Raw genomic sequence first — 14,111 nt, forward strand, 5'->3', positions numbered from 1 at the left:
CTGCGACCTTGCACTCTGATGGATAGCCGCTGACGCGCCTTACCTATGCGCAGACAAGCAAAGACCTCCAAGCAAAGTTTGGAGGTCTTCTTATTCCGGGATCGAGCCCGAGCTAAAGATCTGCAGGGTGGCAGAACCAAAGACATGAAAAACACCCTCATCAGAGGGCGTCTCATCATCGATCTCTCAGTTGGCCATCAAGGCGCCGTCGATGCACCACCTTCAAACCAGCGCTTGACCAGGTCACGTTCGGTGGCAGACAGACCATCGGGATTGCCAAACGGCATCTTCTTGAGCACCACCACCTGTTGGTAAATCTGTTGGGTGTGCTGTGCCACTTCACCTGGTGAATCCAGCTTCACGTTCTTCTGTGCCAGGCCAGCCGCGCTGTGGCAGGCCACGCAGTGCTGGGCAAATACCTTGGATACCTCGCTGTATGCCACCGCGCCTTCTGCAGCAGGCTTTGCGGCCGCTGCAGGTGCCGCCGGTGCAGCAGCCTGCGGGCCGGGCTTGAGCCAGACCATCACGCCCAGGATGGCTGCCACGCCGATCACGGCATACGGCCAGGGGTGCTTGTTGCGGCCAAGCTTGAAGCCATGGCGCAGCACAAAGAACTGGCGAATGGCCGCTCCCGCGAACATCATGAAGATCAGCACCAGCCAGTTGTACTTCTGGTTGTACAGCCAGCCGTAGTGGTTGGAGAGCATGGCAAACAGCACAGGCAGCGTGAAATAGGTGTTGTGCACGCTGCGCTGCTTGCCGCGTTTGCCGTGGATAGGGTCGACTGGTTCACCGTTCTTGAGCGCGCGTACCACCGTGCGCTGGCCAGGGATGATCCAGAAGAACACATTGGCGCTCATTGATGTGGCTAGCATGGCCCCCATCAGCAGGAAAGCCGCCTGGCCAGGGAAGATGTGGCACGCCAGGAAGGCCGCGATGCAGACCAGCACCAGCACCAGGGCGCCCACAATGCCATCGCCATTCTTCTTCTGCCCGAAGACGCGGCAGATGCCGTCATACAGCAGCCAGAACACCACCAGAAAGCTCAGCGCCGCAAACACCGCCATTGGCGTGCTCATGGCATTGGGGTTGGCGGGGTTGACCAGATAGATATTGGCGTTCCACAGGTAAGACACCGTCAGCAACGCAAAACCAGATAGCCAGGTGGTGTAGCTTTCCCAGTAAAACCAATGCAAGTGATCGGGCAGCTTGGGAGGTGAGACATTGAACTTGACGGGGTGGTAGAAGCCGCCACCGTGCACGGCCCATAGCTCGCCACTGACACCCTGCTTCTTCAGGTCTTCGTCTTCGGGCGGCGTCAGGCTGCTGTCCAGAAACACAAAGTAGAACGACGAGCCCACCCATGCAATTGCCGTGATGACGTGCAGCCAGCGCAGCAAGAGGTTCGCCCAGTCGAGGATATAGCCTTCCATCGCTTTCATCCTTGGCAGCGTGGAGCTGCCCTTGCGGGCGGCGCTGTTGCGTGGGGCAACCGGCACCGTCCGAGAAAAGCTGCTCACCACTGCGGGCGCTCTGAGCAGCCAAGTGGCCGCGCTCCACAGCAATCATCGATGCCAGGGCTCCGCTGCGACCATTTTGTAGACGCAAAGTGTATGCAATTTTTGGTGACAGTGGGAGCTTATCGTGTCATGCTCACCCTAGTTAAAACCCTGATGTGAAATACACCATGATTACGCACTGCCTCGAACGGGTGCATGCAGTCAAGGCTTGAAAACATGCCTTCTTTCGGCCTCTGGCTCAAAGCATGAAAGCGTCGCCAGCTATCAAACTAATAGCTGACTGACTGCAAAAGCTGCGCCGCTACCGCAATGGCAATCACTTCAGGGGCCTTGCCGGTGATGCCTGGCACGCCGATCGGGCAGGTGATACGGGCAAATTCAGTGGCAGAAAAGCCGCGCTCTTGCAGGCGATGCGCAAAACTCGCGCGCTTGGTGGCGCTGCCAATCAGGCCGACCATGCCCAAATCAGCCTGCTCGCGCAGTCGTACCAGGCAGGCCTGAGTGATGAACAAGTCCTGCTGGTGGTTGTGCGTGAGGATGAAGATGCTGCTGCCTGCTGCCAAATCGGCCACGGCAGCCTCGACGGGATCGGAATGTTCGGCCACCACATTGGCAGACAACTCGGAAGGGAAGATCGCGTCTCGGCTGTCCACCCAGGTAATTTGCAGCGGCAGCGGCGCCAGCACCTGCACCAGAGCCGCGCCTACATGGCCTGCGCCAAAAATGGCGACCGGCGCAAACTTCTCCGCCAGCCGGGCCTGCAGGGCAGCGCGGTCTGCGGCTCCCACCTTCACAAAGCGCAGATGCACGACGCCACCGCAGCATTGGCCAAGCTTGGGTCCCAATGGGTAGCGCTCGTGTGCCTCCGTCTCGCTGCCAGCCAGCATGGCACGGGCCTTTTCAGCAGCCAGCCACTCCAGATGGCCGCCCCCGATGGTTCCGATCTGACCGGTGCTCGCTGGCGCGTCTCCCGCGCCAAACACCGCCATCCATGCGCCTTGCTCGCGCGGCGCCGACCCTTGGGTCGCCTCGACTTCGACCAGGCAGGCCGGCTCCACTGACAAGCGGGCCAATAGTTGCTGCAACGCACGCATTCCTAGCTCTCCATCCCGATGGGCGGCAACACACCACGGCGCTGCACGCTATCATTTCTACCATGACTGAACCCAACCCCAGCGCTTGGCAACGCTTCTGGAACAGAATCACCGGCCACGCAGATTCCAGTGAGGCCGCCACTGAAGACATAGCGGCACAGCACACGCCACCTGCGCCCCCTGAGCCATCTGCCGAGCAGCCCGTCGTACTGTCTGCCGCCCGTAACGAAGATGAGTACCGCCGCGAGTGCGCGCGCCACCTGTACGATCGTTATGCGGACCGCATCTTCCAGGGCATGATGCCGCCCATGCTCTACGCCATCGGCAGCCTGGAGCTCTATCTGGACGCCCAAGGCCGTATCGAAGGCCTGAACTGGCTGCGCGAACCAAGCCACGCACCAGAAGTGGTGCAGCAGATCGAAGACATGGTCTACGACGCCGCCCCTTTTCCGGCTGCACCCCGGCTGGCACAAACCATTTACACCGATACCTGGCTGTGGGATGAAAGTGGCCGCTTCCAGCTGCACACCCTCACCGAAGGCCAGCGCTGATTGCTATCCAAACAGTAGCCTGTCGCACGCATCAACAGCGTGCTACAGAAGCTATTCTCAGAAGCCTTGGCCGCGAGTGCCTGCCAACATGTCGGGCATAACCTGCATCACGAGCCTCGGTACGTGGAATAGCTCCAGGGGCTGACCAGAAGCGGCACGTGGTAGTGCTGGTCCACATTGGCCACGCCAAAATCCAGGCTCACCTTGTTCAGAAAGCTGGGCTCGGGCAGTTGCACGCCCCGGGCCTTGAAATAAGCCGCCACGTCAAAAGTCAAACGGTACGTACCCACTTGGAGGGTGTTGTTGTCAAACAGCGGCGCGTCGGTACGTCCGTCGTGGTTCAAAACCAGGCTTTTGACCAAAGTGGCCTTGTCGCCTTCGGTGGAGAACAATTCCACCGCCATGCCCGCAGCGGGGCAGCCATTCATGGTATCGAGAACGTGGGTGCTGAGGCCCATAGGGAAATCTCCTGATGATTATGGTTAAGATGACACTGGTGATGTGCACTGAAAGTGTATACACTTTTTGTCAATCGATCTATCATCCTGGTATGGAATCCACCTCCACTTCCACCATCGCTCAGGCGCTGACCCGCGCCATCGTCGAGCACAAGCTGTTGCCAGGCACCAAACTGGCAGAGCAAAAGCTTGCCGATCACTTCGGGGTCTCTCGCACTCTGGTGCGCCAGGCGCTCTTCCAGCTGTCGCAGAACCATCTGGTCACGCTCGAACCGGCCCGTGGCGCGTTCGTGTCTACGCCTTCGGTCGAAGAGGCCCGCCAGGTGTTTGCCGTGCGCAAGATGCTCGAGATAGAGATGACGCGCAACTTTGCGCAGAACGTGACGCCCAAACAGCTCAAGGCCCTGCGCGATCATGTCAAGCAGGAAGCCGCCGCGATGGGAGGCACCGATGTCAGCAGCCGTACCGAACTGCTGGGCGACTTCCATGTCCGCATTGCCGAGCTGATGGGCAATGAAGTGCTTGCCCAGATGCTGAGCGATCTGATCTCCCGCTGCGCGCTGATCACGCTGATGTACCAATCGGCCAGCGCCGCCGCGCATTCGCACGAAGAGCACGAGGCCATCGTGCAGGCGATTGCTGCGCGGGATGTCGAAGGCGCCGTGCAGCTGCTGCAGGAGCACCTGGAGCACGTCGAGCAAGGCTTGCAGTTTGAGCGCGATATTCCCAGCAACGATTTGTCCATGGCTTTGTCCACGATCACGGTATGACTTACGACGCCACCGCCTCCTACCCCCGCGACCTCATCGGCTACGGCCGCGACGTGCCCCATGCGCAATGGCCGCAGGGCGCGCGCATTGCCGTGCAGTTTGTGCTGAACTACGAAGAAGGCGGTGAAAACAACGTGTTGCATGGCGATCCCGCCAGCGAGCAGTTCCTGTCCGAAATGTTCAACCCGGCGGCCTACCCTGAGCGCCACATGAGCATGGACGGCATCTACGAATACGGCTCGCGCGCAGGCGTGTGGCGCCTGCTGCGCGAATTTGAAAAACGCGGCCTGCCACTGACCGTGTTTGGCGTGGCCACGGCGTTGCAGCGCCACCGCGAACTGGCGCAGGCCTTTGCCGACCTGGGCCATGAAGTGGCCTGCCACGGCCTCAAATGGATCCACTACCAGAACGTGCCCGAAGAGATCGAGCGCGCGCACATGCAGCAGGCCATGGATATCTTCAAGAATATCTATGGCAGCCGCGTCGAACACGGCCTGGGCTGGTACACCGGCCGCGACAGCCCCAACACCCACCGTCTGGTGGCCGATTTCGGCGGCTTTGCCTATGACAGCGATTACTACGGTGACGACCTGCCATTCTGGATGAAGCTGCAAAAATCCGATGGCACAGCCGCCCACCAGCTGATCGTGCCCTACACGCTCGACTGCAACGACATGCGCTTTGCGCTGCCCCAGGGCTACTCGCATGCCGATCCGTTCTTCCAGTACCTGAAGGACAGCTTTGACGTGCTGTATGCCGAAGGCGACCCGCATGGCGAGAACCGTCCCAAGATGATGAGCATCGGCATGCACTGCCGCCTGCTCGGCCGCCCAGGCCGCATCACGGCGCTGCAACGCTTTCTGGACCACATCCAGCAGCATGACAAGGTCTGGGTCTGCAAACGCATCGACATTGCCCGCCACTGGGCCCAGCACTTTCCAGCCCCCGCACTTTGAATGAAAACGGCACCAAGTCCAAGTGCTTGATCGGCAAGCGCTGGATGCTCATATTTTGATAGGAGACAACCATGGCATTGACCTTGGAACAACTCAACAGCGCAACATCTGAAGAAGCGCTTGTCATGCTCGATGGCCTGTACGAGCATTCACCGTGGATCGCAGAGGCCGCGCTGGCACAGCGCCCCTTTCAGTCGCTCGCGCAGCTCAAGTACGCCATGGTGCAGGCGCTGGCTGCCAGCAGCGATCAAAAGAAGCTCGACCTGATCCGCGCTCACCCGGAGCTGGCTGGCAAGGCCATGGAAACCAACACGCTCACGGCCGAATCGACCAATGAGCAGAGCAAGGCGGGCCTGACCAATTGCACTCCGGATGAACTGGCCCATATCCGCCAGCTCAATGCCGACTACCAGGCGCGCTTTGGCTTCCCACCCGTGCTTGCCGTGCGCGGCCCGCGGGGCCTGGGCCTGCCCAAGGCCGAGATCATCGCCACCTTCGAGCGCCGCCTGCACAACCACCCGGCCTTTGAACGTGACGAAGCACTGCGCAATATCCACCGCATTGCAGAAATCCGCCTGAACGACAAGTTCGGCTACGAGCCCGCGCTGGGCAACGACGTGTGGGACTGGCAGGAAAAACTGGCTCAGCACAGCGACGAGGGCTACGCCGAAAAGGGCCAGCTCACCGTCACCTATCTCACGGACGCGCACCGCGCCTGCGCCCAGCGCATCAGCCACTGGATGCGCGAGAGCGGTTTTGACGAAGTCGAGATCGACGCCGTAGGCAACGTAGTAGGCCGCTACCACGGCGCCACGCCCGATTCCAAATACCTTTTGACCGGCAGCCATTACGACACCGTTCGCAACGGCGGCAAATACGATGGCCGCCTGGGCATCTTCGTACCCATGGCCTGTGTGCGCGAGCTGCACCGCGCGGGCAAGCGCCTGCCCTTTGGTATCGAAGTCGTCGGATTTGCCGAAGAGGAAGGCCAGCGCTACAAGGCCACCTTCCTGGGCTCAGGCGCGCTGATCGGCCACTTTGACCAAAACTGGCTGGGCCAGAAAGACGAAGACGGCATCACCATGCGCGAAGCCATGCAGCATGCCGGCCTGTGCATCGACGACATCCCCAAGATCCAGCGTGATGCCACCAAGTATCTGGGCTTCATCGAAGTGCATATCGAACAGGGCCCAGTGCTCAACGAACTCGATATTCCGCTGGGTATCGTCACCTCGATCAATGGCAGCTCCCGCTATGTGTGCGAAATGATCGGCATGGCCAGCCATGCTGGAACCACCCCTATGGACCGCCGCCGCGACGCTGCCTGCGGCGTGGCCGAGCTGATGCTGTACGCCGAAAAGCGCGCCGCACAGGATGGCGATTCGGTGGCCACCGTTGGCATGCTGGAGGTGCCCAGCGGCTCGATCAACGTGGTGCCCGGCCGCTGCAAGTTCAGCCTCGATATGCGCGCGCCCACCAATGCACAGCGCGATGCCATGGTGAGCGACATCCTCGCCGAGCTGGCAGCCATTGCCGAGCGCCGAGGCCTGCGCGTGACCAGCGAGTTGACCATGCAGGCCGCCGCCGCCCCCAGCGCGCCAGAGTGGCAACAGCGCTGGGAAAAAGCCGTAGCGGCCCAGGGTGTGCCCCTGTTCCGCATGCCCAGCGGCGCAGGGCACGATGCCATGAAGCTGCACGAAGTCATGCCGCAGGCCATGTTGTTCGTGCGCGGCATCAACAGCGGCATCAGCCACAACCCGCTGGAATCGAGCACGTCTGACGACATGCAGCTGTCCATCGACGCTTTCACCCACATCATTCAACAACTCGAAAAAGAGGCAGCATGACCAACGCAACCACCTACGCAGCCCTAGACCAGTGGATCGATCAGCACTTTGATGAAGAAGTGCAGTTCTTCCAGAAGCTGGTGCAGGTTCCCACCGATACGCCGCCCGGCAACAACGCGCCCCACGCCGAACGCACGGCCGAGCTGCTCAAGGACTTTGGCTATGAAGCCGAAAAGCACGTGGTGCCGGAAGCCGAGGTCAAGGCCTATGGCATGGAATCGATCACCAACCTGATCGTGCGCCGCCAGTACGGCAGCGCAGGCTCGGGCCGCACCATCGCCTTGAACGCCCACGGCGATGTGGTGCCTCCCGGCGAGGGCTGGACCAAGGACCCCTATGGCGCCGAAATCGTGGATGGCAAGCTCTACGGCCGCGCTGCCGCGGTGAGCAAGAGCGATTTCGCCAGCTTCACCTACGCCGTGCGTGCCCTCGAAGCCGTGGCCAAACCCGCCAAGGGTGCGGTGGAGCTGCACTACACCTACGACGAAGAGTTCGGCGGCATCATGGGCCCGGGCTGGCTGCTGGAGAAGGGGCTGACCAAGCCCGATCTGATGATCGCAGCCGGCTTCAGCTACGAAGTGGTGACGGCCCACAACGGCTGCCTGCAGATGGAAATTACCGTGCAGGGCAAGATGGCCCACGCTGCCGTGCCGCATACGGGGGTGGACGCGCTGCAGGCTGCCGTGGTGCTGATGAATGCGCTGTACGCCGAAAATACCAAGTACCAGCAGATCACCTCCAAGGTACCTGGCATCAAGCACCCTTACCTGAACATCGGCCGCATCGACGGCGGCACCAACACCAACGTGGTGCCCGGCAAGGTGGTGCTCAAGATCGACCGCCGCATGATTCCCGAAGAGAATCCCGCAGAAGTCGAAACCCACATCCGTGCGGTCATCGCCAAGGCCGTTGAAGATTTCAACACCCGAGGCGGCTATACCGGCGAAGATGCAGTGCGCGTGGACATCAAGCGCCTGCTGCTGGCCAATGCCATGACACCCCTGCCCGGCAACAAGCCGCTGGTGGATGCCATCCAGCAGCATGGCGAAGCCGTTTTTGGCGAGAAGCCACCCGCAGTCGGCACGCCGCTGTACACCGATGTGCGCCTCTATGTGGAGCGAGGCATTCCCGGTGTGATCTATGGCGCAGGCCCCCGTACCGTGCTGGAATCGCACGCCAAGCGCGCCGACGAGCGCCTTGATCTGCAAGACCTGCGCCGCGCGACCAAGGTGGTGGCACGCGCGCTGTACGATCTGCTGGCGTAAAAGCAATCTGAAAGCTGCTGCAGACGCCGTTCACTGACTGCGCATCGCCCTCTTGCAACGCCTCCTTCGGGAGGCGTTTTTCATTCCTTTTCACCTCCAGCGCTTACCGTGCTTGCACGCAAACTCCTGATTCAATAGCAAAAAAATTGTCGCGTACCAGACGGGTTCAGGGCAGTTTCAGGGTAATCAGCAAGTCGCCTGCACGCCGAATGTGTATACACTTTTTGTATGGATTCGCCCTGCCGCAATCCAGCTGTACAAGGTTTTTCGTGATAGGAGCGAAAGAATGCAATCTAACAAACACCCTGTGGACGAAGTACTGCCGTTGGGGCGGTTGACGGCACTTGGTTTGCAGCATGTATTGGTCATGTATGCGGGTGCGGTGGCGGTGCCGCTGATCGTGGGTCGGGCATTGAACCTGGACCACCACCAGATCGCCAAGCTCATCTCTGCCGATCTGTTTGTGTGCGGGCTGGTCACCCTGATCCAGGCCTGGGGCGCGACGCGCTGGTTCGGCATCAAGCTGCCGGTAATGATGGGCGTGACCTTTGCCAGCGTGGCGCCCATGATTTCCATGGCGCAGACCACGGGCGGCACCTATGGGGCAGGGTTGATTTTCGGCTCGGTTATTGGGGCCGGGGTGATATCGATTGCCATAGCACCGTTTGTCAGCCGCATGCTGCGGTTCTTCCCGCCTGTTGTTACCGGCACCATCATCACGGTCATCGGCATCAGCCTGATGCGCGTGGGCATCAACTGGATCTTCGGCAACCCGGTGGGCCCCACAGCACCCAACGTGGTCAATCCCGAGTACGCCAAATGGCTGCAGGAAGCGCAAGCCATGGCGGGCGCACCGGGCTCTTCGCTGCCACCTATTCCAAAGGGCATGAGCATCCTGCCATCCATTCCCAACCCCAAATATGCCGACCTCAGCGGTGTGGCCATTTCGGGCATCGTGCTGGTATCCATCCTTTTGATCACCAAGTTCGCCAAAGGCTTTCTGGCCAATGTGGCCGTGCTGGCCGGCATCGTGATCGGCGCCATCATCGCCACGGCGATGGGTTTCATGACCTATGAGAAGGTGGTGCAGGCCGAATGGTTCGATTTCGTGATGCCGTTCGAAATTGCGGCGCCCGTGTTCGATCCGATCCTGATCCTCACCATGACCCTGGTGATGATCGTCGTGATGATCGAATCGGTCGGCATGTTCCTCGCGCTCGGAGACATGACGAGCAAGGAAGTGACGCCAGATGACCTGACGCGCGGCCTGCGCACCGATGGCCTGGGCACCTTGCTGGGCGGCATCTTCAACACCTTCCCCTACACCAGCTTCTCGCAGAATGTGGGTCTGGTGGCAGTCACCGGCATCCAGAGCCGCTTTGTCTGCGTGGCTGGCGGCTTCATTCTGATCATTCTGGGCGTGCTGCCCAAGCTGGGGGCCCTGGTGGAATCGCTGCCCACCATGGTGCTGGGCGGCGCGGGGCTGGTGATGTTCGGCATGGTTGCCGCCACCGGCATCCGTATTCTGGGCAATGTGGATTTCCGCAACAACCGCTATAACGGAATGATTGTTGCAGTGTCCATTGGCGTGGGCATGATCCCGCTGATTGCACCGAGCTTTCGCCAATGGATGCCGCACGCCATCCACCCGCTGATCGAATCGGGCATTCTGCTCGCATCCATCTGCGCCGTGGCGCTCAATGTGTTCTTCAATGGTGCCAAACACGACGAGGCCGCCATTGTGCAGGCCGCCCGACAGGCGGACGCTCACTAACAACACTTGTTGCGCTGCAGCATTGAAATTGAGACCCACTACCAAAATGGAGTGGGTCGACGCATTTATGATGCAGTTGACATTTACAGGATTGATCTATGGCACAGCAACCACTCTCCGCCGCCGAACAGGCCCTCCGCGATGCAGCTCGCGAATACCACCGCAGCCCCAGCAAAGGCAAGATTTCGGTCACCCCCACCAAGCCATTGTCCAACCAGCGTGATCTGTCGCTGGCCTACTCGCCAGGCGTGGCCTACCCCTGCCTCGATATCCAGGCCGACCCCAGCAAGGCGTTCGATTACACCTCGCGCGGCAATCTGGTTGGCGTAATCACCAACGGCACCGCCGTGCTGGGCCTGGGCGATATCGGCCCGCTGGCCGGCAAGCCGGTGATGGAAGGCAAAGGCTGCCTGTTTAAGAAATTTGCCGGTGTCGATGTGTTCGACATCGAACTGGACGCACGCGATCCCGACAAGATCATCGAAATCGTTGCAGCGCTGGAGCCCACGCTGGGCGGCGTCAACCTGGAAGACATCAAGGCGCCCGAGTGCTTCTACATCGAGCAGGAGCTGTCCAAGCGCATGAACATTCCGGTGTTCCACGACGACCAGCACGGCACCGCCATCATCTCCAGCGCGGCCTTGCTCAATGGCCTGGAACTGGTGGGCAAGGACATCGGCGCCGTCAAGATTGCCGTCTCGGGCGCGGGCGCTGCAGCCATTGCCTGCGTGGACGTGATGGTGGGCCTGGGCGTCAAGCGCGAGAACATCTACATGGTGGACTCCAAGGGCGTAATCTACGAAGGCCGCCCTGGTGGCCTTGATGCCTCCAAGGCCCGCTACGCGCAGAACACCCAAGCTCGCACCCTGGCCGACGTGGTTCATGGCGCCGACGTGTTCCTCGGCTGCTCGGCTCCTGGTGTGCTGACGGCTGAGATGGTCAAGACCATGGCCGACAAGCCCATCATCCTGGCGCTGGCCAATCCCGAGCCGGAAATCCGTCCTGAACTGGCCAAGGCCATCCGTCCCGACTGCATCATCGCCACTGGCCGCTCGGACTATCCGAACCAGGTCAACAACGTGCTGTGCTTCCCCTACATCTTCCGTGGCGCACTCGATTGCGGCGCCACCAAGATCACCGAAGCCATGAAGCTTGCCTGTGTGCGCCAGATCGCCGAGCTGGCCAAGGCCGACATCAGCGAAGAAGTGGCCGCCGCCTACTCGGGCAAAGAGCTCACCTTTGGCCCGGACTACCTCATTCCTACGCCATTCGATTCGCGCCTGATCCTGAAGATCGCACCCGCCGTGGCGCAAGCTGCAGTGGAATCCGGTGTGGCAACCCGCCCCATCACCGACATGGAAGCGTACAAGGAGCACCTGACCCGCTTCGTCTACCAGACCGGCATGCTGATGCGCCCAGTGATCAGTGCCGCCAAGGCTCTGCCTGATGTACAGAAGCGCGTGGCCTACGCCGACGGTGAAGACGAGCGCGCGCTGCGTGCCGCACAGATCGTCATCGACGACGGCATTGCCCACCCCATTCTGGTGGGCCGCCCTGCAGTGATTGCAGCGCGCATCGCCAAGGCCGGCCTGCGTATGCAGCCCGGCAAAGACGTGGAAATCGTCAACCCTGAAGATGATCCGCGTTTCCGCCAGTATTGGGAAACCTACCACCAGCTGATGAAGCGTAATGGTGTGACAGCAGAAACGGCCAAGGCCTTGGTGCGCCGCTCCAACACCATCATCGCAGCGCTGATGGTTAAACTTGGCGACGCCGATGCCATGATCTGCGGCCTGGTCGGTACCTACGAAACCCATCTGGAGCGCATTCACAATATCATCGGCCGTGCGGAAGGCGAAAAGCAATACGCAGCCCTGAACGCACTGATGACCGAGCAGAACGGCTCGCTGTTCATTGCCGACACCTACGTGAACGAGAATCCGACTGCTGAAGAACTGGCCGACATCGCCTGGGCTTCGGTGCAGGAAGTGCAGCGTTTTGGCATTCCACCCAAGGTGGCGTTCCTCTCGCACTCCACCTATGGCTCGTCCAAGCGTGCCTCGGCCCGCAAGATGCGTGAAGCGCGCGACATCTTCGTTGCCCGCCACCCCGGCATCGAATGCGACGGTGAACTACATGGCGATGCTGCACTGGACCCGGCTATCCGCAACAGTTACATGGAATCAGCGGAAACCACGCTCAAGGGCGAGGCGAATGTACTGGTCTGCCCCAACCTGGATGCGGCCAACATTCTGTACAACGTGCTCAAGACCACGACCGCCGGTGGCGTCACCGTCGGCCCGATTCTGATGGGCACGGCCGCTACGGCCTACATCCTGACACCGGCCTCCACCGTGCGCCGCGTATTCAATATGACGGCCCTGGCCGTTGCCAGCGCCGCTGCGCGCCGCGCGAACGCCTGATGCCCTAACCCGGGCACCCGCCCGGTGCAATGCCCCCTGCAGTCGCTTCGGTTGCAGGGGGTTTTATTTTGCTATTGAAAATATCGTCAACAGCGCAGCGCCATGAGGCGCCACCAGCAAAACGCACTGCGCGCGCATGCAAGTTTTCGGTAGCAACAGCCGCTAACCTGCCGTGCGCAGTTGCCAGAATGGCAGCGCCTGCGGACCGCACATGCCCGTGGCAATGCGCTGCGCCGTCGGCAGCGATCCGGTCAGCCCCAGATGACCGTGACCCACCGCGAGCCACAGGCCTGGAATGGAGTCGATGTGGCCTACCACCGGCACCGAGCCCGGCAGGCAGGGCCGGTGCCCCATCCAGTGCTGGGCCTGGTGCTGCGCCAAGGCTGGAAAGGCCGTACGCGCAATGCGCTCGATACCCGCCGCGCGGCGCGGATTGGGCGGCGCCTTCAGGCCCGCAATCTCGACCGTGCCGCCGACACGCAGGCCGCCTTCCATCGGCGCAATGAACACTTTCTTGTCGGCCAGCACCACGGTACGGCCCACCAGATGCTGGGCTCCGGCAAACTGTGCGTGGTAGCCGCGTTGCGATTCCACCGGCAGCAGCATGCCCAGCGGGCGCAGCAATTGCGGAGCCCAGGCGCCCGCCGCCACAACTACTTGCGTCCAGCGTTGCTTGTCCAGTGCAGCGTCTCCGGTCTTCACTGCCCAGCCATCGGGAGTGATATGGAGTGCGCGCACTTTGGCACGCGCCAGCGTACCGCCGCGCCGTACAAAGGCATCCACCATGGCTTGCACATAGCGCAAGGGGTTCAGGATGGTGCCATGATCGGCCAGGAAACGGCCATAGGCATAGCCCTGCGGCGCGTTGGGCTCCAATGCCTCAATGCCCGCGCGATCCAGTTGCTCCACCTGGTAGCCATACTGCTCGCGCAGCTTCCAGCCCATGGCGTCCTTCTCTGCAGCCGCTGCATCGGGGTACAGATGCAAATGGCCCTGACGGATGAACAACTCGGGAACACCCAGGCGCTGCGCCATGGTTTCGTGGGCATCAACTGCACCGTGGTACAGATCGTTGAGCCGCGCTGCCGCAGCCGCCACGCGCCTGGGCTCGGCCGATTGTGCAAAGGCCACGAGCCACGACGCCGCCTTTGGGAAATGCTTCCAGGCGATGGATAAAGGGCCATCCTGGTCCAGCAGCATACCGGGCACGGTTTTCAAGATACCAGGCAAGGCAAGCGGCGCCACCGAGCCCGGGCTGATCGCGCCCGAGTTGCCGTAGCTGCACTCCATGCCGGGCTCTCCACGGTCGATCAGGGTGACAGCCACACCGTAGCTTTGCAGCGCGAGAGCCGTCGCTACGCCCACCACGCCCGCACCCATTACCACCGCTTCCTTGGGGCGCATTACTTTTGCGCCGCCCGCACCTGCCTGCTCTGCCATGACCGTCCTCTGT

Annotated in this window: 11 protein-coding genes; 7 read left to right on the forward strand and 4 right to left on the reverse strand. The window is 61.3% G+C overall.

Annotation, left to right across the window (positions count from 1 at the left end; genetic code table 11):
• Nucleotides 1-197: 197 nt before the first annotated feature.
• On the reverse strand, nt 198-1,433 hold the full coding sequence (locus HNP33_RS13095) for a urate hydroxylase PuuD (RefSeq protein ID WP_184709215.1): 1,236 nt from the start codon (nt 1,431-1,433) through the stop codon (nt 198-200).
• Between the two features lie 356 nt (nt 1,434-1,789).
• Nucleotides 1,790-2,614: a xanthine dehydrogenase accessory protein XdhC gene (gene xdhC / locus HNP33_RS13100; RefSeq protein WP_184709213.1), complete on the reverse strand. Its 825-nt coding sequence runs from the start codon at nt 2,612-2,614 to the stop codon at nt 1,790-1,792.
• 62 nt (nt 2,615-2,676) lie between these two features.
• On the opposite strand from xdhC, the gene HNP33_RS13105 reads away from it, so the two are divergent.
• Nucleotides 2,677-3,165 carry a hypothetical protein gene (locus HNP33_RS13105; RefSeq protein WP_184709211.1) on the forward strand — a complete coding sequence of 163 codons (489 nt, stop codon included), beginning with the start codon at nt 2,677-2,679 and terminating at the stop codon, nt 3,163-3,165.
• A 107-nt stretch (nt 3,166-3,272) separates the two neighbouring features.
• On the opposite strand, the gene uraH is transcribed toward HNP33_RS13105, so the two are convergent.
• Nucleotides 3,273-3,623 carry a hydroxyisourate hydrolase gene (gene uraH / locus HNP33_RS13110; RefSeq protein WP_184709209.1) on the reverse strand — a complete coding sequence of 117 codons (351 nt, stop codon included), beginning with the start codon at nt 3,621-3,623 and terminating at the stop codon, nt 3,273-3,275.
• Between the two features lie 92 nt (nt 3,624-3,715).
• On the opposite strand from uraH, the gene HNP33_RS13115 reads away from it, so the two are divergent.
• The 6 genes from HNP33_RS13115 (at nt 3,716) to HNP33_RS13140 (ending at nt 12,658) form a co-directional block, all read left to right on the forward strand.
• The gene (locus HNP33_RS13115) at nt 3,716-4,393 is read left to right on the forward strand and encodes a GntR family transcriptional regulator (RefSeq protein WP_184709207.1); all 678 of its coding nucleotides are present in this window, start codon (nt 3,716-3,718) and stop codon (nt 4,391-4,393) included.
• Entirely contained in the window at nt 4,390-5,349 is a 960-nt protein-coding gene (gene puuE / locus HNP33_RS13120) for an allantoinase PuuE (protein ID WP_184709205.1), read from the forward strand. The genes HNP33_RS13115 and puuE overlap by 4 nt, the downstream gene beginning before the upstream one ends.
• Nucleotides 5,350-5,420: 71 nt before the next feature.
• Nucleotides 5,421-7,196 (forward strand): 2-oxo-4-hydroxy-4-carboxy-5-ureidoimidazoline decarboxylase, encoded by a 1,776-nt coding sequence (gene uraD, locus HNP33_RS13125; protein ID WP_184709203.1) that lies wholly within the window; start codon nt 5,421-5,423, stop codon nt 7,194-7,196.
• Nucleotides 7,193-8,461 carry a M20 family metallopeptidase gene (locus HNP33_RS13130; RefSeq protein WP_184709201.1) on the forward strand — a complete coding sequence of 423 codons (1,269 nt, stop codon included), beginning with the start codon at nt 7,193-7,195 and terminating at the stop codon, nt 8,459-8,461. Before uraD ends, HNP33_RS13130 begins: the two co-directional genes overlap by 4 nt.
• Nucleotides 8,462-8,747: 286 nt before the next feature.
• A complete protein-coding gene (locus HNP33_RS13135) occupies nt 8,748-10,235 on the forward strand; it encodes a nucleobase:cation symporter-2 family protein (protein ID WP_184709199.1) in 1,488 nt (495 codons plus the stop codon).
• A 98-nt stretch (nt 10,236-10,333) separates the two neighbouring features.
• Entirely contained in the window at nt 10,334-12,658 is a 2,325-nt protein-coding gene (locus HNP33_RS13140) for an NADP-dependent malic enzyme (protein ID WP_184709197.1), read from the forward strand.
• A 162-nt stretch (nt 12,659-12,820) separates the two neighbouring features.
• On the opposite strand, the gene HNP33_RS13145 is transcribed toward HNP33_RS13140, so the two are convergent.
• Complete coding sequence (locus HNP33_RS13145; protein ID WP_184709195.1) at nt 12,821-14,098, reverse strand: NAD(P)/FAD-dependent oxidoreductase; 1,278 nt, start codon at nt 14,096-14,098, stop codon at nt 12,821-12,823.
• Between the last annotated feature and the right edge of the window lie 13 nt (nt 14,099-14,111).

Source organism: Comamonas odontotermitis, from assembly GCF_014207855.1.
In the GTDB taxonomy this organism is placed as follows: domain Bacteria; phylum Pseudomonadota; class Gammaproteobacteria; order Burkholderiales; family Burkholderiaceae_C; genus Comamonas; species Comamonas odontotermitis_A.

Bases quoted from the DNA above. Each gene is read 5' to 3' on its own strand.
- HNP33_RS13095 (WP_184709215.1), bottom strand. From the start codon at position 1,433: ATGGAAGGCTATATCCTCGACTGGGCGAACCTCTTGCTGCGCTGGCTG.
- xdhC (WP_184709213.1), bottom strand. From the start codon at position 2,614: ATGCGTGCGTTGCAGCAACTATTGGCCCGCTTGTCAGTGGAGCCGGCC.
- HNP33_RS13105 (WP_184709211.1), top strand. From the start codon at position 2,677: ATGACTGAACCCAACCCCAGCGCTTGGCAACGCTTCTGGAACAGAATC.
- uraH (WP_184709209.1), bottom strand. From the start codon at position 3,623: ATGGGCCTCAGCACCCACGTTCTCGATACCATGAATGGCTGCCCCGCT.
- HNP33_RS13115 (WP_184709207.1), top strand. From the start codon at position 3,716: ATGGAATCCACCTCCACTTCCACCATCGCTCAGGCGCTGACCCGCGCC.
- puuE (WP_184709205.1), top strand. From the start codon at position 4,390: ATGACTTACGACGCCACCGCCTCCTACCCCCGCGACCTCATCGGCTAC.
- uraD (WP_184709203.1), top strand. From the start codon at position 5,421: ATGGCATTGACCTTGGAACAACTCAACAGCGCAACATCTGAAGAAGCG.
- HNP33_RS13130 (WP_184709201.1), top strand. From the start codon at position 7,193: ATGACCAACGCAACCACCTACGCAGCCCTAGACCAGTGGATCGATCAG.
- HNP33_RS13135 (WP_184709199.1), top strand. From the start codon at position 8,748: ATGCAATCTAACAAACACCCTGTGGACGAAGTACTGCCGTTGGGGCGG.
- HNP33_RS13140 (WP_184709197.1), top strand. From the start codon at position 10,334: ATGGCACAGCAACCACTCTCCGCCGCCGAACAGGCCCTCCGCGATGCA.
- HNP33_RS13145 (WP_184709195.1), bottom strand. From the start codon at position 14,098: ATGGCAGAGCAGGCAGGTGCGGGCGGCGCAAAAGTAATGCGCCCCAAG.